At 62.7% G+C, this 23110-nt stretch carries 21 protein-coding genes; 7 read left to right on the top strand and 14 right to left on the bottom strand.

Annotation, left to right across the window (positions count from 1 at the left end; genetic code table 11):
- The first annotated feature begins 17 nt into the window (after positions 1-17).
- Positions 18-527, top strand: a complete 510-nt coding sequence (locus C8K18_RS18190) for a flavin reductase family protein (RefSeq protein ID WP_006050026.1) — start codon at positions 18-20, stop codon at positions 525-527.
- A 64-nt stretch (positions 528-591) separates the two neighbouring features.
- Here C8K18_RS18190 and C8K18_RS18185 read toward each other — a convergent pair whose 3' ends face one another.
- Positions 592-1107, bottom strand: a complete 516-nt coding sequence (locus C8K18_RS18185) for an Lrp/AsnC family transcriptional regulator (protein ID WP_006050025.1) — start codon at positions 1105-1107, stop codon at positions 592-594.
- Between the two features lie 129 nt (positions 1108-1236).
- Here C8K18_RS18185 and kynB point away from each other — a divergent pair, with 129 nt between their 5' ends.
- The 3 genes from kynB to kynA are packed head-to-tail and all read left to right on the top strand — an operon-like array spanning position 1237 to position 4117.
- Positions 1237-1875: an arylformamidase gene (kynB, locus tag C8K18_RS18180; RefSeq protein WP_107708648.1), complete on the top strand. Its 639-nt coding sequence runs from the start codon at positions 1237-1239 to the stop codon at positions 1873-1875.
- A gap of 36 nt (positions 1876-1911) precedes the next feature.
- Positions 1912-3162, top strand: a complete 1251-nt coding sequence (gene kynU, locus C8K18_RS18175) for a kynureninase (RefSeq protein WP_107708646.1) — start codon at positions 1912-1914, stop codon at positions 3160-3162.
- Positions 3163-3172: 10 nt separating this feature from the next.
- On the top strand, positions 3173-4117 hold the full coding sequence (kynA, locus tag C8K18_RS18170) for a tryptophan 2,3-dioxygenase (RefSeq protein ID WP_006050022.1): 945 nt from the start codon (positions 3173-3175) through the stop codon (positions 4115-4117).
- Between the two features lie 97 nt (positions 4118-4214).
- Here kynA and C8K18_RS18165 read toward each other — a convergent pair whose 3' ends face one another.
- From C8K18_RS18165 to C8K18_RS18135, 7 genes are all read right to left on the bottom strand, one after another.
- The gene (locus C8K18_RS18165; protein ID WP_029968131.1) at positions 4215-4952 is read right to left on the bottom strand and encodes an SDR family oxidoreductase; all 738 of its coding nucleotides are present in this window, start codon (positions 4950-4952) and stop codon (positions 4215-4217) included.
- Complete coding sequence (locus C8K18_RS18160) at positions 4949-6493, bottom strand: FGGY-family carbohydrate kinase (protein ID WP_107708645.1); 1545 nt, start codon at positions 6491-6493, stop codon at positions 4949-4951. Before C8K18_RS18160 ends, C8K18_RS18165 begins: the two co-directional genes overlap by 4 nt.
- Positions 6494-6538: 45 nt before the next feature.
- Positions 6539-7636: an erythritol/L-threitol dehydrogenase gene (locus C8K18_RS18155; RefSeq protein WP_006050019.1), complete on the bottom strand. Its 1098-nt coding sequence runs from the start codon at positions 7634-7636 to the stop codon at positions 6539-6541.
- 43 nt (positions 7637-7679) lie between these two features.
- Positions 7680-8687 carry an ABC transporter permease gene (locus C8K18_RS18150; protein ID WP_006050018.1) on the bottom strand — a complete coding sequence of 336 codons (1008 nt, stop codon included), beginning with the start codon at positions 8685-8687 and terminating at the stop codon, positions 7680-7682.
- A complete protein-coding gene (locus C8K18_RS18145) occupies positions 8674-10194 on the bottom strand; it encodes a sugar ABC transporter ATP-binding protein (RefSeq protein WP_006050017.1) in 1521 nt (506 codons plus the stop codon). The genes C8K18_RS18150 and C8K18_RS18145 overlap by 14 nt, the downstream gene beginning before the upstream one ends.
- A 71-nt stretch (positions 10195-10265) precedes the next feature.
- On the bottom strand, positions 10266-11213 hold the full coding sequence (locus C8K18_RS18140; RefSeq protein ID WP_107708643.1) for an ABC transporter substrate-binding protein: 948 nt from the start codon (positions 11211-11213) through the stop codon (positions 10266-10268).
- Between the two features lie 122 nt (positions 11214-11335).
- On the bottom strand, positions 11336-12331 hold the full coding sequence (locus C8K18_RS18135; protein ID WP_107708640.1) for an AraC family transcriptional regulator: 996 nt from the start codon (positions 12329-12331) through the stop codon (positions 11336-11338).
- A 386-nt stretch (positions 12332-12717) separates the two neighbouring features.
- Here C8K18_RS18135 and dalD point away from each other — a divergent pair, with 386 nt between their 5' ends.
- The 3 genes from dalD to C8K18_RS18120 all read left to right on the top strand — a co-directional run bounded on the left by dalD (position 12718) and on the right by C8K18_RS18120 (position 16797).
- Positions 12718-14130, top strand: coding sequence for a D-arabinitol 4-dehydrogenase (gene dalD / locus C8K18_RS18130; protein WP_107708638.1), 1413 nt, complete (start codon positions 12718-12720; stop codon positions 14128-14130).
- 114 nt (positions 14131-14244) lie between these two features.
- Positions 14245-15726, top strand: coding sequence for a xylulokinase (gene xylB / locus C8K18_RS18125; RefSeq protein WP_006050013.1), 1482 nt, complete (start codon positions 14245-14247; stop codon positions 15724-15726).
- Positions 15727-15849: 123 nt separating this feature from the next.
- Positions 15850-16797 carry a sugar-binding transcriptional regulator gene (locus tag C8K18_RS18120; protein WP_029968136.1) on the top strand — a complete coding sequence of 316 codons (948 nt, stop codon included), beginning with the start codon at positions 15850-15852 and terminating at the stop codon, positions 16795-16797.
- Between the two features lie 33 nt (positions 16798-16830).
- Here C8K18_RS18120 and C8K18_RS18115 read toward each other — a convergent pair whose 3' ends face one another.
- From C8K18_RS18115 to C8K18_RS18090, 6 genes are all read right to left on the bottom strand, one after another.
- Positions 16831-17940: an ABC transporter ATP-binding protein gene (locus tag C8K18_RS18115; RefSeq protein WP_029968138.1), complete on the bottom strand. Its 1110-nt coding sequence runs from the start codon at positions 17938-17940 to the stop codon at positions 16831-16833.
- Between the two features lie 61 nt (positions 17941-18001).
- Positions 18002-18703, bottom strand: a complete 702-nt coding sequence (locus C8K18_RS18110) for an HAD family phosphatase (RefSeq protein WP_029968140.1) — start codon at positions 18701-18703, stop codon at positions 18002-18004.
- The gene (locus C8K18_RS18105) at positions 18700-19575 is read right to left on the bottom strand and encodes a carbohydrate ABC transporter permease (RefSeq protein WP_006050008.1); all 876 of its coding nucleotides are present in this window, start codon (positions 19573-19575) and stop codon (positions 18700-18702) included. The genes C8K18_RS18110 and C8K18_RS18105 overlap by 4 nt, the downstream gene beginning before the upstream one ends.
- Positions 19572-20507 carry a carbohydrate ABC transporter permease gene (locus tag C8K18_RS18100; RefSeq protein WP_006050007.1) on the bottom strand — a complete coding sequence of 312 codons (936 nt, stop codon included), beginning with the start codon at positions 20505-20507 and terminating at the stop codon, positions 19572-19574. The genes C8K18_RS18105 and C8K18_RS18100 overlap by 4 nt, the downstream gene beginning before the upstream one ends.
- Positions 20508-20782: 275 nt before the next feature.
- A complete protein-coding gene (locus tag C8K18_RS18095) occupies positions 20783-22105 on the bottom strand; it encodes a sugar ABC transporter substrate-binding protein (protein ID WP_107708636.1) in 1323 nt (440 codons plus the stop codon).
- A 91-nt stretch (positions 22106-22196) separates the two neighbouring features.
- Positions 22197-22979, bottom strand: a complete 783-nt coding sequence (locus C8K18_RS18090) for an L-iditol 2-dehydrogenase (protein ID WP_107708634.1) — start codon at positions 22977-22979, stop codon at positions 22197-22199.
- Between the last annotated feature and the right edge of the window lie 131 nt (positions 22980-23110).

Below are 23110 nucleotides of genomic sequence, written 5' to 3'. Positions count from 1 at the left end.
TCGGCGGCTTGCGCGCAATGAAGCACGCCAGCCCGCCCAACTTCGACCAGCCGGCCTTCAGGCAGGCGCTCAGCCAGTTCGCCACGGGCGTCACCGTCATCACGACGCGCGCGCCGTCCGGCCAGTTGATCGGCATCACCGCCAGCTCGTTCAATTCGGTTTCGCTCGAGCCGCCGCTCGTGCTGTGGAGCCTCGCCACGCGCTCGGCGTCGATGTCGGTGTTCCGCGCGAACAGTCACTACGTGGTCAACGTGCTGGCGGCGTCGCAACTCGATCTATGCAAGCGCTTCGCCACGGTGAAGGGCGACCGCTTCGAAGGCGTATCGCACGCGGCGGGCGACAGCGGCATGCCGGTGCTCGACGGCGCGCTCGCGTGGTTCGAATGCCATAACCGCAGCCGTTACGAAGAAGGCGATCACGTGATTTTCGTCGGCGAGGTGGAGCGCTGCGGCGTGCACGAGAATGCCGCCGACATGGCGCCGCTCGTTTTCCAGAACGGCCAGTTCCACGGCCTCAAGTCGTTGTAAGCGCACGCGGCGCTTGCAACCGCCCTTGCCAGGGCCAGGGGCGGCGCTGTGCGCCAGAGGCGCCTCAGCGATCGTTGTGCGGCGCGCCGTGGGTGTTATTGCGCGTGACCAGCGAAACCGGCACGCCCGAATCTTCCTTCAAGGTCTGCAGCACGATATTCGAGCGAATATCCAGCACGCCCGGCGCCTTATAGAGACGCTGCAACACAAAATCCGAATAGTGCTTGAGGTTGTGCGCGAGAACGCGCAGCAGATAGTGCGTCTCGCCCGTCACGACAAAAGCGCCGACCACTTCCGGCCAGTCGCGCAGCGCTTCAGCGAAGCGCTCGTGCCAATTCTGCTGTTCATTGCGCATCGACACCTGAACGAACGCCTCCAGCTCGAAGCCCAGCACTTCGCGGTTCAGACACGCGCGATAGTGCTCGATGACGCCCTGTTCTTCCAGTAGACGCAAGCGCCGCAGACACGCCGACGGCGACAGCGAGATGCGCTCCGCGAGATCGAGATTGCTGATTCGTCCTTCCTGCTGAAGCACCGTCAAGATACGGCAATCGGTGGCGTCGAGCGAGATCGCGTTCATATTCGGTCTCCCTTTCCCATTTAACTCAAATTATGTTCCAAGACCGGGCTTAGAAGGAGATTTTTTCGCAATCACATTTCGCGGCTGGCCACCTATCATTCCGTATAGACCTCTATCTTCCATGCGGACATGCAAACACTCTGGGACATCACCCCCGCCGTCGATACGGCGACGCCCGTCTGGCCAGGCGACACGCCCGTCGGCATCGAGCGCGTCTGGCGGATGGAGGCCGGCTCGCCCGTCAACGTCGCGCGGCTGACGCTCTCGCCGCATACCGGCGCGCACACGGACGCGCCCCTGCACTACGACGCCGAGGGCGCCGCAATCGGCCAGGTGCCGCTCGACGCCTATCTCGGACGATGCCGCGTGATTCATTGCATCGGCGCGTCGCCTGTTGTCATGCCACAACATCTGCGTGACTCGCTGGCCGGGTTGCCGCCGCGAGTCTTACTGCGCACTTACAGAAACGCGCCGACCGCGGCGTGGGACAGCGGCTTCTGCGCCGTCGCGCCCGAAACGATCGACCTGCTCGCGGCCAACGGCGTGAAGCTGATAGGCATCGACACGCCGTCGCTCGACCCGCAGGAATCGAAGACGATGGACGCGCATCACCGTATTCGCGCGCACGGCATGGCGATTCTCGAGGGCATCGTGCTCGACGATGTCGCGCCCGGCGACTACGAACTGATCGCGCTGCCGCTCAAGCTGACCACGCTCGACGCGAGCCCCGTGCGCGCGGTCCTGCGCGCGCTGCCCGACGCGCACTGACTTCCAATCCGCAATACGCGAACGAACGAGACCACCATGAATCATCGCGAAGAAGCCTTGGCGCTCGACAGCGCCGACCCGCTCGCACCACTGCGCGACCAGTTCGCGCTGTCGTCGACCACTATCTACCTCGACGGCAATTCGCTCGGCGTGCCGCCGGCCGCCGCCGCACAACGCGCGCAAACCGTGATCGCCGCCGAATGGGGCGAGGGTTTGATCCGCAGCTGGAACGCGGCGGGCTGGTTCGCGCTGCCGCGTCGCTTGGGCAATAAACTCGCGCCGCTGATCGGCGCCGCCGAGGACGAAGTCGTCGTCACCGATACGATTTCGATCAACCTCTTCAAGGTGCTGTCCGCCGCACTGCGGCTCGCCGACGCGCGCGACCCCAAGCGGCGTGTGATCGTGTCCGAGCGTTCGAATTTCCCGTCCGACCTGTACATCGCGCAGGGCGTGATCGAGCAGCTCGACCGCGGCTATAAACTGCGCCTCGTCGACGACCCGTCGGAGCTGCCGGAAGCAATCGGCGACGACACCGCGATCGCGATGATCACGCATGTGAACTACCGCACCGGCTACATGCACGACATGGCCGCGCTGACGAAGCTGATTCACGACAAGGGCGCGCTCGCGCTGTGGGATCTCGCGCATTCGGCGGGCGCGGTGCCGGTCGACCTGAACGGCGTCGGCGCCGACTACGCAGTCGGCTGCACGTACAAGTATCTGAACGGCGGTCCGGGCTCGCCTGCCTTCGTGTGGGTGCCGAAGCGCCATCAGAATAATTTCGCGCAGCCGCTGTCCGGCTGGTGGGGACATGCCGCGCCGTTCGAGATGAACCCGACGTATCGGCCGGATCAGGGCGTCGGCCGCTATTTGTGTGGCACGCAGCCGATGGTGTCGATGGCGCTCGTCGAATGCGGGCTCGACGTGTTTCTGCAGACCGACATGCAGGCCATTCGCCGCAAGTCGCTGGCGCTGACCGATCTCTTTATCGAACTCGTCGAAGCGCGTTGCAGCGAGTTTCCGCTGAAGCTCGTCACGCCGCGCGCGCACTCGCAGCGCGGCTCACATGCGAGCTTCGAGCATCCGCATGGCTATGAGGTGATGCAGGCGTTGATCGCGCGTGGGGTGATCGGCGATTATCGCGAGCCGCATGTGCTGCGCTTCGGCTTTACGCCGCTTTATACGCGCTTCGTGGATGTATGGGACGCCGTCGAAACCTTGCGCGACGCGCTCGCACGCGAGACCTGGCGCGCGCCGGAATTTGCCGCGCGCGGCGCCGTGACCTGAGGAGCGCACGATGAACGATCACATGCAAACGCCGGGCTTGCCCGAAGAAAAGCCCGCGCAAGGTTGCCCGTTCGGTCATGGGAGCGCTGCGTCCGCCGACGCTGCGACTGCTGCTACGAACGCTTCTTCAGCCGAAGATGGCTGGCACGACGCGCAGCTCGACTTCTCCGGCTCGATGAGTTACGGCGATTATCTGTCGCTCGGGACGGTGCTGAATGCGCAGCATCCGTTGTCGCCCGATCACAACGAGATGCTGTTCATCATTCAGCATCAGACCAGCGAATTGTGGATGAAGCTCGCGCTGTACGAGTTGCGCGCCGCGCTCGACGCCGTGCATCGCGACGAGTTGCCGCCGGCGTTCAAGATGCTCGCGCGCGTCTCGCGGATCATGGAGCAGCTCGTGCAGGCCTGGAGCGTGCTCGCGACAATGACGCCGTCCGAATACACGGCGATGCGGCCTTACCTTGGCAGCTCGTCGGGGTTTCAGTCGTATCAGTACCGGCAGATCGAGTTTCTGCTCGGCAACAAGAACGAGCAGATGCTCAAGCCGCATGCGCATCGTGCCGATGTGCTTGCGGAGGTGAAGGCGTCACTGGAAGCGCCGTCGTTCTACGACGAAGTGGTGAAGCTGCTTGCGCGTCGCGGCTTTGCGATTTCGCCGTCGCGGCTCGCGCGCGACTGGACGCAGCCCACGGTTCACGATGCTTCCGTCGAAGCGGCCTGGCTCGAGGTGTATCGCAATCCTTCGCAGCATTGGGAGTTGTACGAGATGGCCGAGGAACTGGTCGATCTCGAGGATGCTTTCCGGCAGTGGCGGTTCCGGCACGTTACTACTGTCGAGAGGATTATCGGCTTCAAGCAGGGGACGGGTGGGACCAGTGGCGCGCCTTATCTGCGCAAGATGCTCGATGTGGTTTTGTTTCCCGAGCTTTGGCATGTCAGGACGGTGTTGTAGGGACGAGCTGCGGCGGGTTTTTGTCTAACCCGCTTCGCTCGTTAGTGACAAGACAGTCATGTCTCGAGCGGCGCCGCACGCGCCGCACCAGTAAATGTCACCGCGCCACAAATCCCCCATCAACCGCCAGCGAAACCCCACTCACCATAGAAGCCGCATCGCTCAACAAGAACGCCACCACCGAAGCCACTTCAACCGGCTCGGCAAACCTCCCAAGCGGAATAGCCTTAAGTGCAGGCTCGCGCTTGATAGGATCGCTCCACGCCTGCACGGCCATCGGCGTCAGCGTGACGGTTGGATTCACACTATTCACACGAATCCCAAACGGTCCCAACTCGATGCACAAAGCCCGCGTGATCGCATCGAGCGCGGCCTTCGAAGCCGAATAGCTCAGGTGATCGTCAAGCGCGACAAGCGCCGCCTGGCTCGAAACGTTCACGATACTGCCGGCCCGCTTCGCGTCGATCATCCCTCGCGCCACATGCTTCGCCACCAGCGCCGCGCCGCGCGCGTTCACCGCCATCACGCGATCGAAACTCGCGGCCGTTGTCTCCACCGCTCGCTCGAGCAACGCAATGCCCGCGCAATTCACCAGACCGTCGAAAGCGCCGAGCGATAGAAACGCTTCGTTGATTGCGGCTTCGTCGCTGACGTCGAGCTTCAACGGCTCGCAGCCGGTCTCCTCGGCGAGACGCGCAAGCTCGTTCGCATTGCGTGCCGCCGCGACGACATCGGCACCGCTCGCGCACAACATCTCGACCGTCGCGCGCCCTATTCCACTCGATGCGCCCGTTACGAATATCGAGCGGCCGGAAAAATCGAAAGTAGCATTCATGATGTTTGCAAGCGATGCATGACCGGCTTCAATGCCGGATACAGGTCTTTATAGATGCCGAAGCGCTCATCGTAACGCGCCATTCGCGCGGCGTCCGGTTGTGCGCGCTCGATCAGCGTGATCCAGCCGCCCTGCGCCGCCTCGCGCGAAATCAGCCCGACGCCGAGCGCGGCGAGCAACGCGGCGCCCATCGCCGCCTCCACTTCCTGCTCGATCGTATAGACCGGATAGCCGGTGATGTCCGCGATGATCTGCATCCACAAATCGGAATGCGCGGCGCCGCCGACCACCATCAGCTTGTCCTCCAACGACTGCGCTCCCTGGCGTCCGGCCTCGATGTTGTGCTTCAACGCAAACGACACGCCCTCGAGCACCGCGCGATACAAGTGCGCCCGCGTATGAAAAAGGCTCAGGCCGACGAACGCGCCGCTCGCCTTCGCGTCCCACACGGGGCTGCGTTCGCCCATCAGATAAGGCAGAAACATCACGCCGTCCGATCCCGCCGGCACTTTCGCGGCATTGTCTTCGAGCAGACGATGTGGATCGCCATGCGGCGTCGCGCGCGCGGCTTCCATTTCGGCATGACAGAACTGATCGCGATACCACGTCACTGACGCGCCCGCGGTAATCGCGCCGCCGAACACATAGATGTCGCGCTGCCCGTTGAAAACGTGAGGCATGCTGATCAATCCGTGGCGCGCATCGACCGTCTGATTGATGTAGCCCCAGCACATGCTCGTGCCGATCATCGCGACATGTTGCCCTGCTCGGCTCACGCCCGCGGCGAACGTCGCGACCGCGGCGTCCACGCCGCCCGCCACGATCGACGTGCCTGCCGCGAGTCCGAGCTGTCCGGTCCATTGCGACAGCAACCCGCCGACGACTTCCGACGAATCGACGAGCCGCTCCGGCATCATCGTCGCGGGAATGCCGAGCATGTCGAGCGCCTCGTCGGACCAGTCGCGCTGCGCAATATCGTAGATGCCGCCGATGTTGCCCGCGGAGCTGTGATCGACCGCGACTTCGCCCGTCAGCATGTAGATCACATACGCGTTCGGCGGCAGGAAGTAACGCGTTTGCGCCCATACGTCGGGCTCGTGATCGCGCAGCCACAGCATCTTCGTGTAGCCGTAGTAGCTGTCCACGCCATTGCCGGTGATCGCGTACAGCCGCTCGAGGTCGACGTTGCGGCGCACCCATTCGACCTGATCGGTTGCGCGCCGGTCCATCCATATCAGACACGGATAAAGCGGCCGCATCTCGCTATCCACAGGAATGCCCGAGCCGCCATACAGGCTGCTCACGCACACGGCCTTGATGGAATCCGCCGCGACGCCCGCCTGTTTCGCCTTCTGCACGCACGCGGCAATGCATTCGGTGACCGCCTTGAGCCACACCGCCGGCCATTGCTCGGCCCATAACGGCTTCGGCGTATCCGGCTGATAGCTCGACGCGTGTTGCGCAACGATAGCGCCGTGCCGATCGACGAGCAGCGCCTTCGTGCTCTGCGTGCCGATATCGACGCCGATGACGTATTCCATACAGTCTCCGTTGTTGTAGCGCTGCGCTTCAGTAGATGCCGGCGCTTACGCGCGCGGCTTCATCAGCACCTTGATCGAATCCAGCGAATCGGCGACCTTGATCGCCTCGTCCCATTCTTCCAGAGAAAAGCCGTGTGTGACGATGCCTTTCGACGTCACGAGTCCGCGCGCGAGCAGATCGATTGCAATCGGATAGCAATACGGTCCGAGGTGCGCGCCGCGTACATCGAGTTCCTTGCGGTCGCCGATCACCGACCAGTCGAGTGTCGTATCCGCGCCGAACACGGAGAACTCGACGAAGCGCCCGAGCTTGCGGATCAGATCCATGCCCTGATTGACGCCGACCGGCGCGCCGGTCGTTTCAATATAGACGTCGCAGCCGTAGCCGTCAGTGAGCGAATGGATGATCGCGAGCGCGTCGTCCTGTTTCGGGTTGATCGTCACGTCCGCGCCATACTCGCGCGCGAGTGCGAGGCGCTCTTCCACCAGATCTATCACGACGAGTTTCTTCGGCGTTTTCAGATGCGCGACTTGCGTCATCATCAAACCGAGCGGACCCGCGCCTGCAATCACGACGACGTCATCCAACTGCACATCGCCGCGATTGACCGTGTGAATCGCGCACGCCAGCGGTTCGATGATAGCGGCGTCTTCGAGTGAAATGCCGTCCGGAATCTTGTGAACGATGGCGGTCGGCGGAATACGCATGTACTCGGCCATGCCGCCGTCGGCGACTTCACGCTGAAAGCCGAAGATGTTGTGCACTTCGCACATCCAGTACTGGCCGGATTTGCAATAACGGCACTTGCCGCAAGGCACGATCTGCTCGGCGATCACGCGGTCGCCGATCTTCACGCCGAAATGTTCTGCCGCGCCTTCGCCGAGTTCCTGCACGAAGCCGAAGAACTCGTGCCCCGGAATCACCGGCGCTTTAACCCACGGACTCGGCCCGCCCCAGAACATCTTCGCGCCCGAATGGCATTTGCAATCGCTCGCGCAGATCCCGCATGCGGCGATGCGAATCACCAGTTCATGCGCTCGCGCGCGCGGCTTCGCTACCTGTTCGACGCGATAGTCTTTCGGTGCGTGGCAGACAATCGCCGTCATGTCCTGCTTGTCGGATGGAGTGAATTCATTCGTCATTGCATGGTCCTGCCGGAAGTGAAAATCAATGGAGAAGAAAGCGTTACTTTCTGCGGTCACGGCTGATGTAAATCGCGAGCAGAATGATTCCGCCTTTGATCACGTTCTGCACATACGGATTCACGCCGACCATGTTGAGTCCGTTGTTCAGCACACCGAGCAGCAGCGCGCCGATCAACGTGCCGATAATCGAACCGCGTCCGCCGGAGATCGACGTGCCGCCCATCACGACGGCCGCGATGGCGTCGAGTTCGAAGCCCACGCCCGCATTCGGCTGGCCGCTCATCAAACGCGCGGTCAACACGATGGCGGCAAACGAAGACGTCAAACCTGCAATCGTGTAGACGATCAGCTTCACGCGCGCGACGCGCACGCCCGACAGACGCGTCGCCTGTTCATTGCCGCCAATCGCGTACACGTAGCGGCCAAACGGCATGCGTTCGAGCAGCACCCACGCGATCACATAGATCACCGCCATGATCACGACGGGCGCCTGAATGCCGAGAATCTTGCCGCTGCCGAAGAAGCTGACCCACTCGGGCAAGCCGTCGATCGGATAGCCGCCGGTGTAAATCAGCGCGAGGCCGCGCGCGATGCCCATCGTCGCGAGCGTGACGATGATCGGCGGCATGCCGGCGAACGCGACGAAGAACCCGTTGGCCGCGCCGAAGCCGAGACCCACCGCAACGCCAACCGCCAACGCGGCAACTGCGTTCATGCCGGCCACCATCAGTCCCGCGGCGAGCGTGCCCGAAAGCGCCATCACCGAGCCGACCGACAGATCGATGCCGCCCGTGAGAATCACGCACGTCATGCCGACGGCGATGATCGCGTTGATCGACACCTGGCGCAGCACGTTCTCGATGTTCGCGCCGGAGAGAAAGCTGTCGCTCGCGAACACCATCACGATGCAAACCACGAGCAAACCGACGAACGGATAGAAGAGCGTCGAGCGCTTCAACGCGGCCCAGGTGAAGCGCACGGGTGCGCCGGGCGTATTGCCGCTGACGCTCGACGTTTTCGGCGGCGAAGAGGGATTAGGCGTGTTCATGCAGGGCTCCACGAGTGCCGGCGGTTGCATAGGTCATCACGGCGTTCGAGTCGATCTGATCGCCTTCGAGCAGCGCTTCGATGCGGCCTTGCCGGAACACGGCGACGCGGTCGCACATGCCCACGATCTCCGGCAGTTCCGACGAAATCATGATGATCGAATAGCCGCGCGCGGTGAGTTCGCGCATCAGCAGATAGATTTCCGCCTTCGCGCCGACGTCGATGCCGCGCGTCGGTTCGTCGAAGATGAGGATGTTGGTGTGGTGGTTCAGCCAGCGCGCGATCACGACTTTCTGCTGGTTGCCGCCCGACAGCGTGGCGACTTCCGTATGCATGGTCGGCGCTTTCACGCCGACGCGTTTCATGATGTCGGCGGTGGCGCGCGCTTCGCTGCGCTGATCGATAAAAAATCGCAGCGAGCGGTATTTGCCGAGGTTATTGATCGAGATGTTCTGCTTGATCGAGAAGTCCGTAATCAGCCCTTCCGTTTTGCGGCTTTCAGGAAGAATGCCGACGCCCGCGCGCAACGCATCCGCCGGGTCCGACAGTTTCGCGGCCTCGCCGTTGATGCGAATCTCCTTCGCATAGGCCGCGTCCGCGCCGATCACGGCGAGCGCGGTCTCGGTGCGGCCCGAACCGACCAGTCCCGCGAAACCGAGAATCTCGCCTTCGCGCAGCGTGAATTGCAGCACCGGGCTGTCTTTATGCAACTGCAGCTTCTGTACGTCCAGCACGATCTTCGCGTCGGAGCACAGCGGCGGCTTCGGCGGAAAACTGTTTTCGATGCGGCGTCCCACCATCATCTCGACAAGCCGGCTCACGTCGGACTGCGCGACATCGGTCATGCCCACGTACTGACCGTCGCGCAGCACGGTGATGCGGTCGCAGACCTCGAAGATTTCTTCCAGGTGATGCGAGATGAAAATCATCGCCACGCCCTGCTTTTTCAGGTCGCGCATGATGGCAAAGAGATGCTCGGCTTCGGCGGGCGTGAGTGTCGCGGTCGGTTCGTCAAGAATAAGAATGCGCGCTTCGAGCGACAACGCCTTGCCGATCTCGACGAACTGCTGCTGCGCAACCGACAGTTCACGAATCGGCACGGACAGATCAATCGACACGCCGAGCCGCGCGAATATATCGGCCGCCGCGCGCCGCATCTTGCCGCGTTCGAGCAGGCCCAGGCCGTTCTTCATTTCGCGGCCGAGAAAGATGTTCTCCACTGCATTCAAGTACGGAATCAGGCTGAATTCCTGAAACACGATGCCGACGCCCGCAGCGACCGCGTCGTGATAATTCGCAAAGTGCCGCGGCTCGCCGTCGATCGTGATCGCGCCTTCGTCCGGCTGATAAATGCCGCACAGAATCTTCATCAGCGTCGACTTGCCCGCGCCGTTTTCGCCGAGCAGCGCGTGGATTTCGCCGCGCGCAATCTCCAGGTGAATGCCTTGCAGCGCCTTCACGCCGGGAAAGCTTTTGCTGATGTTCTCGAGTTTCAATATCGTGTCCATCGGGTGCTCCATCACTGCCCGCCGCCGTGTTCGCATCGACCACCGCAAACACAGCGCGGCGGGCATTGGGCTTACCAGCTAAAACCCTTCGCGTTGCTCTTGTCGATCATCTTCACGTCGACCGGAATCGCTTTCGGCACATTGGCGCCCCACTTCTTCGCGTACGCGATGCCGAGTGCAATGCGCACCTGGTCGGCAGGAAACTGCGCTGACGTCTCGATGAATTTCGAATTAGGCTTTTGAATCGCGGCAATCGCTTCGGGTGCGCCGTCGACGCTCGTCAGCTTGATGTCCTTACCCGATGACTCAATTGCGGATAGCGCGCCCATCGATCCACCGTCGTTCACGCTGAAGATGCCCTTCAGGTTCGGGTGCGCCTGAATCATGTTCTCGGTGACGGACAGTGCGGTCGCGCGTTCCTGCTTGCCGTTCTGCGTATCCACGAGCTTGACGCCCGGCGCCTTCGCAAGCGCTGCCTTGCAGCCGCGCACGCGTTCGAGAATCGGCACGACCGGAATGCCGTCGAGAATCGCCACTTCGCCGCTGCCGCCAATCGACTTGGCGAGGTACTCGCAGGCTATCTGTCCCGCGTCGAAGTTCTTCGAGCCGACGAACGAATCGACGGGACCGTTCGCGTTCGCGTCCACTGCGACCACCACCACGCCCGCTTTTTTCGCCGACGTCACCGCCGATTGAATGCCCGTCGAATCGGTCGGATTCACGAGCAGAATGTCGATCTTCTTCTGCAGCATGTCTTCGACGTCGCTCACCTGTTTGCTCACGTCGTGATGCGCGTCGGTGACGACTACCGTTGCACCGGTCGACGCAGCGGCGTCGTTCAACGCCTTCTGCATCGTCACGAAATATGGATTGTTCAGTTCCTGAAACGTCATGCCGATCTTCAGCGGTGCGGCCTGTGCGGCAGGCGCGGCGATCAGCGCGAAGCCGAATGCAAGGCTCGCGAATGTCTTCAACGATGCCTGTTTGATGATGGATTGCGTCACGAGGGTTTGCGTCATGGTTGTCTCCGTTTTTGAAGTGAGCACGTCCGTCACGCTGTCGGCGGACAGCGCGATACGTGTTGAAACGCGGGTGAAACAAAGCGCCTTGCTGAAAAGCGCGGCGGTGAAATATGCAGAGGCTACGTCGGTGGATAGGTTGACGGATAAGCGGCGGCGGCGGCAGCACGCGGCAAGCCTGGCGCGAGCACGATGGCGGGCGCGTCGTCGACGCCCCTTCCGCGCGCGGCCGCTTCTTCCGAAGCATCGCGGCTCGCGTCGTTCAATTGCTGATAGCGGCGAAACTTCGAAGGCGCCATGCCCTTCACCGCGAGAAACTGCCGGTTGAAATTCGACAGGTTGTTAAAGCCAGCCTTGAAGCAGATGTCGGTCACGCTCAGTTCGCTATCGGTCAGCAACTGGCACGCGAGATTGATGCGCATGCGGTTCACGTACTGCACGAACGGCAGGCCCGTGTGCCGGCGGAAATAACGCGAAAACGCACTCACACTTTGGCCGGCCAGTTGCGCGAGATCCGATTCGCGCAAATCGTTCGCGAGGTTCTTGCCGATATACGAAAGCACATGGTTGATGCGCGTCGACGCGAAGCCCGTCGGATCGGCCTGATACGCGGGACTCGCGAGCGTCTCGCGGTCTTCGGCGCTCATAAGGATTTCGAGCATCGACATGAAGAGCACGAGGCGGCGCAATCCCCGCGCGCCCAATAGTTCGAGAAAAAGCGGCTGAATCGCCGCACTCGTGCGCGCGCCGAACGACACGCCGCGGCGCGAGTCCGCAAGGAGCGCCTCCACCTGACGCCACTCGGGAAAGCTCTCAAGACAACTCGACACGAACTCCTGGCCGAACTGCACGACGAGATTGCGCTGCGCGATGTTCTCGCCTTCGGGCACATCGCTCACCCAGTTATGCGGCAGGTTCGGACCCATCAACACGAGATTGCCGGGCGCGAAGCTGCTGATGTGATCGCCGACGAACATCTTCCCGGTCGTCGCCACGATCAGATGAATCTCGTACTCGGGATGAAAGTGCCAGCGTACCGTGCGATACGGATAGCCGTGCGACCACACTTTGAACGACTCGTCGCGGCGTACGGCCACGATCTCCAGATCGGGTTGCACTGTCTGCCTCCATGGAGCGGCTCAAGGGAGATGCCGCTCGTCTTCGTCTTGTATAGCGAAAAGTAGTCTTGAAACGCGCGCGCCACCACTAAAAATGAAACCGCGTACCGATACTTTTTTGCATTCGGGTAAGTCCCGACGCGCGCAAGGTCAAGAATGATGCAATGCAAAAGAGCCGATGAAGCGCGCCACGAAGCATGTATCGACGCGATTCGTGATGCGTTGCAGCCATGCGCCGCCGCGCCGCGCCACGAAAACATCCTGTGGCCGCCTTGACTTTCGTTTCAGCGGGTACGATCATTCGCTCACATACAGAGCAAATGCTCTAACGACCAATAAATGCGCGCGACAAGCCGCGCAACAGCCCAGACAGATGGAGACGCACAATGAGCAGCGGGCAAGGCAGCGGCGACGCCGCACAGGTGATCCTGCATATCGGCGCGGGGTCGTTTCATCGCGCGCATCAGGCGTGGTATCTCCATAGATTGAACGAAGCGAAGCTGCCGGGCGAACCGCACTGGTCGCTCACCGTCGGTAACATTCGCAGCGACATGAACGCGGTGCTCGAAGCACTGGCCGCGCAAGACGGCGTCTATACGCTCGAGACCGTCACGCCGCAAGGCGAGCGCGCTTACGAGACGATCCGCTCGATCGAGCGCGTGCTGCCGTGGACGCAAAGCCTCGACACGCTGATCGAAGCCGGCGCCGATCCCGCGTGCAAGATCATTGCGTTCACCGTCACCGAAGGCGGCTATTACCTCGACGAACACGACCAGCTCGACACCGCGAATCCCGATCTCGCAACCGATCTCAAAGGTGGACACACGACCATCTACGGCGCGCTGGCGGCCATTCTCGACGCGCGCATGAAAGCCGGCGCGGGCCCCGTCACGCTGCAAACCTGCGACAACCTGCGCCGCAACGGCGAACGTTTCCATGCGGGCATGACCGCGTTTCTGGAGCTGCGCGGCGCGGACGAACTCGCGCAGTGGTTCGACGACAACACCGCGTGCCCGAGTTCGATGGTCGACCGCATCACGCCGCGTCCGACGCCGGACGTGCGCGAACGCGTAAAGGCCGCAACCGGTGTCGACGACGCATGCCCGGTGATGGGCGAAGCGTTTATCCAATGGGTGATCGAGGAGCACTTCATCGCCGGGCGTCCCGCGTGGGAAAAAGTCGGCGCGGAACTGGTCGACTCCGTGCTGCCCTATGAAGAAGCGAAGATCCGCATTCTCAACGCGACGCATAGCTGCATTGCGTGGGCGGGCACGCTCGTCGGTCTCGACTACATTCACGAAGGCACGCACGACGCCGACATCCGCCAGTTCGCGTTCGATTACGTGACGCAGGATGTGATCCCCTGTCTCTCGCCGAGTCCGCTCGATCTCGAACGCTATCGCGATGTCGTGCTCGAGCGCTTCGGCAATCCTTATATCCAGGACACGAACCAGCGCGTCGCGGCGGACGGCTTCTCCAAACTGCCTGGCTTCATCGCGCCGACGCTCGCCGAATGTTTCGAGCGAGGCGTCACGCCCGCGGCCACCGCGATGCTGCCCGCGCTGTTCTTCCGCTTCCTCGAACGCTGGCAGACGGGCACGCTGCCCTACACGTATCAGGACGGCGTGATGGACGAGCGCGTCGCGCGCGGCTTCTTCGCGGCGCCCGATCCGTTGCAGGCGTTCGCCGCCGACCGTCTGCTGTGGGGCAGCATGGCCGCGACGCAGGAACTCGAATCGGCGCTGGCCGGCGCGCTCGCGCGCGTCGACGTGTGGCTCGCAAAACGCGGTCAGGCGTAAGCCGCGCCGCAAACACACCAGCCGGATTCGCGCGGTGCCAGGCTTAATGCGCATGGCACCGCGCGCGGCGTGCGGCTAAAGTAGCGCATCTCCAACGACGAAGGTTTCGCGCCCATGTATCTCGGCATCGACCTCGGCACGTCCGAAGTGAAAGTCCTGCTGCTCGCGTCGACGGGACGCGTGATCGGCACCGCCGGCTCGCCATTCACCGTTTCGCGCCCGCATCAGCGCTGGGCCGAGCAGAATCCCGAAGACTGGTGGACGGGCACGCAAAGCGCGCTCGCCGCACTGCGCGCGAAGCATCCCGACGAGTTCGCGCAGATTCGCGGCATCGGCCTGTCCGGGCAGATGCACGGCGCGGTGCTGCTCGACGCGGAGAACCGCGTGCTGCGGCCCGCGATCCTGTGGAACGACATGCGCAGCGACAAGGAGTGCGCCGAGCTCACGGAGCGCGCGCCCGATTTGCATAGCGTGGCCGGCAATCTTGCGATGCCCGGTTTCACCGCGCCGAAGCTGCTGTGGGTCGCGCGTCACGAACCGGACATCTTTGCGCGCACCGCCTGCGTGCTGCTGCCGAAAGACTACTTGCGTCTGCAACTCACCGGCGGCAAGGTGTCCGATCCATCGGATGCGGCCGGCACGTTGTGGCTCGATGTCGCGAAACGCGACTGGTCCGATTCGCTGCTCGCCGCCTGCAACATGACGCGCGCGCAGATGCCGGCGCTCGCCGAAGGCAGCGCGCCGTCCGGCACATTGCTGCCCGAGGTCGCGCGCGAACTGGGCTTGAGCGACGGCGTGATCGTCGCGGCCGGCGGCGGCGACAATGCGACGAGTGCCATCGGCATCGGCGCGACGCAGCCGGGCGACGGCTTCGTGTCGCTCGGCACGTCGGGCGTGTTGTGCGTGGTGGGCGACAGCTTCCGGCCGAATCCCGCGTCCGCTGTCCACGCGTTCTGCCACGCGATTCCCGACCGCTGGCATCAGATGAGCGTGGTGCTCTCCGCGGCGAGCTGTTTGCGCTGGGTCTGCAAGCTGACCTCGACCGACGAACCCACGCTGCTCGCCGAAATCGAAGCGCTGCCCGCGGATGCGCTCAACACCGCGCCGCTCTTCTTGCCGTATCTGTCGGGCGAACGCACGCCGCACAACGACCCCTACGCGCAGGGCGTTTTCTTCGGCATGAATCACGCGACGGATCGCGCGTTGCTCGGCTACGCGGTGCTCGAAGGTGTGACGCTCGCGCTCACCGACGGCCTCGACGCACTGCGCGCGGCCGGCACCGAAGCGAAAGCGTTCTCGCTGTTAGGCGGCGGCGCGCGCAGCGACTACTGGGCGCAACTGCTCGCCGACGCGCTCGACACCGCGACGCGCAAGCACGGCGGCGGCGAGACGGGCGCGGCGCTCGGCGCGGCGCGCCTCGGCTGGCTCGCAGCGGGCGGCGATCCGGCGATCGTGCTCGCCAAACCGCCGATCGAAAAAGAGTTCACGCCGAACGCGCGCCGTCATGCCGAATTGCGCGCGCGGCTCGACGCTTATCGTGCGCTGTACCGTCATGTGCGGCCGCTCTTCGACTCCGCTCGCGAGCGGCTCATCTAGGCGCTCATCCAGGCGCATAGCAACGCAGCGCAAACCGCAGCCGGCCGTGCCGCCATGCATCGTGATGCATCGGCATGCATGAACCGGCTGCTATCATCGGCGCCCCTCAAGCGGATCGTCACCGTGCCCAAGTCCACAGAAAAATTAGACCTTGCTACTCGCGCCGCGTGGCTTTACTACGTCGCGGGCAATACGCAGAACGAGATCGCCGAGAAGCTCCAGGTGTCGCGCCCGGTTGCGCAGCGGCTCGTCGCGTTCGCGGTGGAAAAGAACCTGATCCGCGTGCGCGTCGATCATCAACTGGCGGACTGCCTGTCGCTTGCGGACCAATTGTCCAAACGCTATGGCCTGTCGATGTGCGAAGTCGTGCCCATCGACAGCGACACGCCCGAGGAAGTCGACCGCAAACTCGCGGTAGCCGGCGCGCAGGTGATGGAGCGTTACCTCACGGAAGAAAAGCCGATGGTGGTCGCCGTCAGCAGCGGCCGGACGCTCAAAGCCGCGGTCGATCAGATCGCGCAGCTAGACCGTCCGCAGCATCGGTTGGTATCGATGGTCGGAGCGATCGCCCAGGACGGCTCCTCGAACCGCTATGACGTCGCGCTGCACATTTCGGAGAAGACGGGCGGCAAGCACTTCCTGCTGCCCGCGCCGTTGATCGCCGATAGCGAGGCCGAACGCGCGCAGTGGTGCAATCACCGGCTGTATCGGATCGTCGAATCGTTGTCGGCCGAGGCGGACGTCGCGTTTGTCGGCATCGGCAATATCGGGCCGAAATGTCCGCTGCACGAAGACGGCTTTATTACGTCGGCGGAAGTAAAAGAGCTGGTGCAAGGCGGTGCGGTGGCGGAAATGCTCGGACTGCCAATTAATGCCGCCGGCGCGCGTGTCGAGTCGCCCACAGGCCGGCGCGTGACCAGCATTTCAATCGACTCGCCGCCGCAGCGGCCCACCATTGGCTTCGCGGGCGGCAAGCGCAAGCGCGAGGCGCTGATCGCCGTGCTCAAGGGCGGCTGGCTGTCAGGGCTCGTCACCGATGAGCTGTGCGCGCGAGCCGCGCTGGAGGCGTGAAGCGGCGCACGCCCCTCTTCTAGCGCGTAGAACTCAGGCCGCCAGCACTTCGACGATCTTGCGCTGGAACGCCTTACCGTCGCTATCGAACAGATGACAATGCTCGGGCGTCGCGCCGAGCTTCTGCGTCTCGCCCTTCGCATGCCGTTCGAGCGGCGGAATGCGCGCGATCAAACCATCCGGCGCCACGCTCGACTCCGCATACAAATACGCGGCGTCGCCGAGCGATTCGACGGCCATCGTGCGGGCCGACACGCCGTCATCCGTCATGCCGACATGCAGATGCTCAGGACGAATGCCCACCGTCACCTTGTCGCCCTGCTTTACCGAAGCCGGTTCAACAGCGACGCGCTGCGTCTCGCCGGTTTCGTAGCGCACCGTCACGCCGTCGTGCGTGACCGACTGCACCACGCCTTCCATGAAATTCATTTTCGGCGAGCCGATAAAGCCCGCGACAAAACGATTGGCCGGCGCGTGATACAGCATTGTCGGACTGCCCACCTGTTCGAGATTGCCTGCGGACAGGACGACGATCTTGTCCGCAAGCGTCATCGCTTCGACCTGATCGTGCGTCACGTAGATCATCGTGGTCTTCAGTTCGTCATGCAGACGCGCGAATTCGAGGCGCATCTTCACGCGCAGAGCGGCGTCGAGATTCGACAGCGGTTCGTCGAACAGAAAGACCTTCGGCTTACGCGTGATCGCGCGGCCAATCGCAACGCGCTGACGCTGGCCGCCCGAAAGCTGTTTCGGCTTGCGATCGAGCAGGTGATCGATATGCAGAATCTTCGCCGCATTGCGCACGGCCGCGTCGATCTCAGGCTTCTTCGTGCCCGCGAGTTTCAGGCCGAACGCCATGTTGTCGTACAGCGTCATGTGCGGATACAGCGCGTACGACTGAAACACCATCGCAATGCCGCGCTTGGCCGGCGGCACATCGTTCATGCGTGTCCCGTCGATGGTGAGATCGCCGGCGCTGATGTCTTCGAGGCCGGCGATCATCCGCATCAGGGTCGATTTACCGCAGCCGCTTGGGCCCACGAACACGACGAACTCGCCGTCCGCGATGTCGAGGTTGATGTCGCGCATCACCTCGGTGTCGTCGTAAGCCTTCCGGATATTGCGCAGAGTTACGCTTGCCATGATGTGTCTCCGTGTAATGCTTGCGTGTTGCTTGTGTGGTGCTATTGCGTTGCTTGTGCGTTCAAGGCGCCGCAGCCGTTGCACTCAGCGTCCATTGCGCGACGAGTTCCGGCAACTGCTGCATGTCGTCGAATACGTGACGCGCGCCGGCTTTATGCAGCTTGTCGATCTGCGCATCGCTTGCATGGCCGCCGCCGATAAAGCCAAGCACCGTCATGCCCGCCGCGCTTGCGGCCGTGACGCCGGTTACGCTGTCTTCCACCACGAGGCACGCCGACGGCGCGAGCCGCAAACCCTGCGCCGCCGCGAGATAAACGTCGGGCGCGGGCTTCGGATTGGCGACGCTGTCGGCGCAAAAGAGGCGATCGCCGAAGAACCGCACGAGGCCCGTGCGAGCCAGAACCGTCTCCACATAAGGCCGAAAACTGTTGCTCGCGCAGCCCTTCACGAGCGGCACTTGCGCGAGCGCCTGCTCGATGCCTTCCACTGCCGGCGCCTGCATCGCGGCGGCTTCGACAGAACGGCGAATCGCGTCGATGTCGTCGAGGCCGAGGCTCTTGCCGAGTTGCATCGCCGTGCCCGTCAGCACGCTTTCGATGCGTAGACCGAGCAGCGGCAGCACGACCGGTTCGACATTCGCGCCGGGCCAGCGCGCCTCGAGTTCCTGCACGAGCATGCGCGCGGCCACCGCTTCGCTGTCGATCAACACACCGTCGCAATCGCAGATCAGCGCGAGATTTGCTGCACGCGTGTCTGCCGTCATTTGACCGCCCCGAACGTGAGGCCGCGCACGAGCTGCTTCTGCGACAACCAGCCGACGATCAGAATCGGCGCCACGGCAAGCAGCGAAGCCGCGGACAGCTTGGCCCAGAAGAGCCCTTCCGGACTCGAATACGACGCGATGAACACAGTCAGCGGCGCGGCATTGGAACTGGACAGATTGATGCTCCAGAATGCTTCGTTCCACGAAAGAATCACGAGCAGCAGCGCGGTGGAAGCAAGCCCCGGCAGCGCCATCGGCATCAGCAGATAGACGATTTCCTGCCAGGTCGCCGCGCCGTCGATGCGTCCTGCCTCGAGAATATCGCGCGGAATTTCAGCGAAGTACGTGAACGACATCCACACCGCAATCGGCAGATTGATCAGCGTATAGACGATCACGAGACCCGACACGGTATCGAGCAGGCCGCTGTTTTTCCACAGCAGATAGATCGGCACGAGCACGCCGACGGACGGCATCATCTTCGTCGACAGCATCCACAGCAGAACTTTTTGCGTGCGGCGCGTCGGGAAAAAGGCCATCGCATACGCGGCGGGCACAGCCAGAATCAGGCACAGCACCGTGACGCCGACCGAGATCAGAATCGAATTCCACGCAAACGAAAAGTAGTTGCTGCGCGCAAACACTTCACGAAAGCTGTCGAACGTCGGCGTGAAAAATAGCGACGACGAATACGCCTGCTGCTCGGTCTTGAATGCGGTGATCGTCATCCAGAAGATCGGGAAAAACAGCAGCAATGCGACGAGCCAGGCGAGCACGCCGGGAATTGCGCGGCGGATCGTATCGAACGGCGACTTCGCATGCACGGTGACGGGCGCCGTGGTCGACGCCGGAGTAGAGGCAACGTGGCTCATTTTTCGTACTCCCCTTTGAGGTTCTTCGCGAGCATGCGCACGAGGAAGAAGGACACGATGTTGGCCAGCACGACAGCGAGAATGCCGCCCGCCGATGCGAGACCGACGTCGAACTGTTGCAGGCCGAGCGAATAGATCAGGTACGACAGGTTAGTGGTCGCGGTGCCCGGACCGCCGCCCGTCGTTGTATAGATTTCGGCGAAGATCGACAGCAGGAAAATCGTCTCCATCATCACGACCACGGCAATCGCGCGTTTCAGATGCGGCAGCGTGATATAGAAGAACATCGCGAACGGCCCCGCGCCGTCGATGCGCGCCGCTTCTTTCTGCTCCTGATCGAGCGACTGGATCGCCGTGAACAGAATCAGAAACGCGAACGGCAGCCATTGCCACGCGACGATCATGATGACCGCGGTCAACGGATATTCGGCGAACCAGTCGATTGGTTGCAGGCCGATTGCGCGCATGCCGCTCGCAATCAGGCCATACACCGGATGCAGGATCATGTTCTTCCAGATCAGCGCGCTCACCGTCGGCATCACGAAGAACGGCGCGATTGCAAGCAGCCGCGCAACGCCCTGGCCGTAGAACTTGCGATCGAACAGAATCGCCATCAGCACGCCGCCCACCACCGTGATCACCAGCACCGCCACGATCAATTGCAGCGTATGACCAATCGACGGACCGAACGACGGGTCACTGGCAAGATACTGATAATTGTCGAAGCCGGCGAAACCCTTCAGGTCCGGGTTCAGCAGGTTATAGCGCGAGAACGAAAACCAGATCGTCATCGCGAGCGGAATCGTCATCCACAGCAACAGAACCGCGACCGACGGCGACACGAGCCAGCGCGCCGAGTTGGCTTTGCGGACTTCGCGTTCTTTTTCTGTCTGAGGATGGGCATGCATGAGAGGCAGGCGCAGAGGACGCATGATTGACCACCTGTTCGGTAATGCGCGGGCGGCACGAGCCGCATGAATCGCCATGTCGCTTTTGATGCGAGGACAAAACGGCGTGACGGCTTAGTGCGGCCGTGACGGCCCGCTGTACTGCGTGAGCCGGCTGACGGGCGTCAGCCGGCGCGTGCCACAGGGCTTGTTTCCGTGCTTCGGTTCCGTGCTTCGGTTCCGTGGTTCGGTTCCGTGCTTCGGTTCCGTGGTTCAGTTCCGTTGCTTCAGTCAGTCGCGAAGTGCGACCGACTTCGGCATTACTTCTGGTAGCCGGCCTGCTTCACTGCGCGATCCGCGGTGGCCTGCCCTGCCGCCAACGCCTGGTCGACGGTCATCTGACCGGCAATCGCGCCGGAGATGCTCTGACCGACCACCGTGCCGAAGGACTGGAACTCAGGAATCCCAACGAACTGCACGCCGGTGTACGGCACGGGCTTTAACGTCGGATGTTCCGGATCGGCCGTCTCGATCGCCTTCAGCACGAAGTCGCCAAACGGCGCGGCCTGCTTGTATTCCGGACGCGCATAGGTTGATTGACGCGTTCCCGGCGGCACCGAAGCCCAGCCTTCATCCTTCGCGACGAGTTCGATGTACTGCTTCGACGTCGCCCACGCGATGAACTTCTTCGCCGCATCGGCCTGCTTCGACGACTTCGGAATCGCCAGCGCCCACGCCCACAGCCAGTGCGAACCCTTCGGCGTCACCGCGACCGGCGCGGCCGCGAAGCCGACCTTGTCCGCGATCTGCGATTGCTGCTTGTTATAAAGCATGCCGGCTGCCACGGTCGCGTCGATCCACATCGCGCATTTGCCCGAGGACATCAGCGTGAGGTTTTCGTTGAAGCCGTTGGAGCTAGCTCCGGGCGGGCCGTTCTTCTTCAGCAGATCGACATAGAACGTGATCGCCTTCTTCCATTCCGGCGACGTGAGTTGCGCATGCCACTTTTCGTCGAACCAGCGGCCGCCGAACGTGTTCACGACCGTCGTGCCGTAGGCCATGTTCTCGCCCCAGCCGGCCTTGCCACGCAGGCAGATGCCGTACAGGCCGTTGGCTTTGTCGGTGAGCTTGTCGGCGAATTGCGCGATCTGGTCGTAGGTCGGTTGATCGGGCATTTTCAGGCCCTTCGCTGCGAACAGGTCCTTGCGGTAATACGTCATCGAGCTTTCGACGTAAAACGGCAGCGCGTACAACTGGCCGCCGGAGGAAAGTCCGTCGCGGGCCGTCTTCACGACGTCGTTGAGATCGTAGTCGGCGGGCAGGTTCGTGAGCGGCGTGAGCCAGCCGCGCTTGCCCCACTGCGGGGTTTCATAGGCGCCGATCGTCATCACATCGAACTGGCCGCTGCCGGTCGTGATGTCGGTGGTGGCGCGCTGACGCAGCACGTTTTCCTCGAGAATCACCCAGTTCAGCTTGATGTCCGGATTCGCCTTTTCGAATTCTGGCGAGAGCTTCTTCAGTTCGATCATGTCCGGATTGTTCAGCGTCGCGATCGTCACCGTGGCCGCCGATGCGCTTAGCGCAAAGCAGGTAGCGGCGCCTGCGCTCACCATCTTGAGCGCGGACTTGAGGGCTGGTTTCATGTGTGTTGTCTCCTTTCTCGTGCGTTATGTGATGCTGCGTTTGTTCTACGAAATGGCGCTGAATGACAGAGATAAGCGCGCGGGCAAACCCTCAACTCATCCAGTTACCGCCGTCCACATTAAGCGTTTGCGCGGTGATGTAGTCCGCGTCCGCGGAGGCGAGGAACAGCGCGGCGCCCGTCAGATCTTCCGGCACGCCCATGCGCCCGAGCGGCACCGCTTCGCCGACGAGGCGCTTCTTCTCGCCGAGCGGCCGGTTTTCATAGCGGGCGAAGAGCGCGTCGACTTCGTTCCACATCGGCGTATCGACGACACCTGGCGCAATGCCGTTCACATTGATCTTGTGCGGCGCAAGCGCCAGCGCCGCGGATTGCGTATAGCTGAGCACCGCGGCCTTCGTCGCGCAGTAATGCGACACGAGCGCTTCGCCGCGCCGCCCCGCTTGCGACGACATATTGATGATCTTGCCGCCGCGGCCTTGCTCGACCATCCGCCGCGCGACGGCTTGCATGAGAAAGAACATGCCCTTCACATTGACCGCGAAGAGGCGATCGAACACGTCCCAGGATTCGTCGAGAATCGGACGCATATCGAACAGCGCCGCGTTGTTGAAGAGAATGTCGATGTGGCCGAAACGCTCGACCGTGCTCGAGACGATGCGCTCGATGTCGTCGCGGCGCGTGACGTCCGCGGTGACGGTCAGCACGCGCTCGCCATGCGAGGCGCGCAGCGCCTGGCCGAAACTGTCCGCCGGCTTGACGTCGACGAGCACGCATTGCGCGCCTTCATCCAGGTAGCGCCGCGCGACGGCTTCACCGATTCCGCTTGCCGCGCCCGTCAGAATGGCCACCTTGTCTTGCAGTCGTGCCGCCACGCTTTGTCTCCGGTTCGTTTCGCTTTTCGACGCACAGTGAGCGAACGCTCATTACGTGATCAATTGCTCTGTTTGTGATCGAATGATCGGATACGCACCGGGTCATGTCAAGGCGCTCTATCAGATTTCGA

This window comes from Paraburkholderia sp. GV068 (genome assembly GCF_003058125.1).
In the GTDB taxonomy this organism is placed as follows: Bacteria; Pseudomonadota; Gammaproteobacteria; order Burkholderiales; family Burkholderiaceae; genus Paraburkholderia; species Paraburkholderia graminis.
This window is presented reverse-complemented; position numbering and strand designations above follow the sequence as displayed.

Coding starts and splice junctions, on each gene's coding strand:
- C8K18_RS18190 (WP_006050026.1), top strand. CDS start 18: ATGAAGCACGCCAGCCCGCCCAACTTCGACCAGCCGGCCTTCAGGCAG.
- C8K18_RS18185 (WP_006050025.1), bottom strand. CDS start 1,107: ATGAACGCGATCTCGCTCGACGCCACCGATTGCCGTATCTTGACGGTG.
- kynB (WP_107708648.1), top strand. CDS start 1,237: ATGCAAACACTCTGGGACATCACCCCCGCCGTCGATACGGCGACGCCC.
- kynU (WP_107708646.1), top strand. CDS start 1,912: ATGAATCATCGCGAAGAAGCCTTGGCGCTCGACAGCGCCGACCCGCTC.
- kynA (WP_006050022.1), top strand. CDS start 3,173: ATGAACGATCACATGCAAACGCCGGGCTTGCCCGAAGAAAAGCCCGCG.
- C8K18_RS18165 (WP_029968131.1), bottom strand. CDS start 4,952: ATGAATGCTACTTTCGATTTTTCCGGCCGCTCGATATTCGTAACGGGC.
- C8K18_RS18160 (WP_107708645.1), bottom strand. CDS start 6,493: ATGGAATACGTCATCGGCGTCGATATCGGCACGCAGAGCACGAAGGCG.
- C8K18_RS18155 (WP_006050019.1), bottom strand. CDS start 7,636: ATGACGAATGAATTCACTCCATCCGACAAGCAGGACATGACGGCGATT.
- C8K18_RS18150 (WP_006050018.1), bottom strand. CDS start 8,687: ATGAACACGCCTAATCCCTCTTCGCCGCCGAAAACGTCGAGCGTCAGC.
- C8K18_RS18145 (WP_006050017.1), bottom strand. CDS start 10,194: ATGGACACGATATTGAAACTCGAGAACATCAGCAAAAGCTTTCCCGGC.
- C8K18_RS18140 (WP_107708643.1), bottom strand. CDS start 11,213: ATGACGCAAACCCTCGTGACGCAATCCATCATCAAACAGGCATCGTTG.
- dalD (WP_107708638.1), top strand. CDS start 12,718: ATGAGCAGCGGGCAAGGCAGCGGCGACGCCGCACAGGTGATCCTGCAT.
- xylB (WP_006050013.1), top strand. CDS start 14,245: ATGTATCTCGGCATCGACCTCGGCACGTCCGAAGTGAAAGTCCTGCTG.
- C8K18_RS18115 (WP_029968138.1), bottom strand. CDS start 17,940: ATGGCAAGCGTAACTCTGCGCAATATCCGGAAGGCTTACGACGACACC.
- C8K18_RS18110 (WP_029968140.1), bottom strand. CDS start 18,703: ATGACGGCAGACACGCGTGCAGCAAATCTCGCGCTGATCTGCGATTGC.
- C8K18_RS18105 (WP_006050008.1), bottom strand. CDS start 19,575: ATGAGCCACGTTGCCTCTACTCCGGCGTCGACCACGGCGCCCGTCACC.
- C8K18_RS18100 (WP_006050007.1), bottom strand. CDS start 20,507: ATGCGTCCTCTGCGCCTGCCTCTCATGCATGCCCATCCTCAGACAGAA.
- C8K18_RS18095 (WP_107708636.1), bottom strand. CDS start 22,105: ATGAAACCAGCCCTCAAGTCCGCGCTCAAGATGGTGAGCGCAGGCGCC.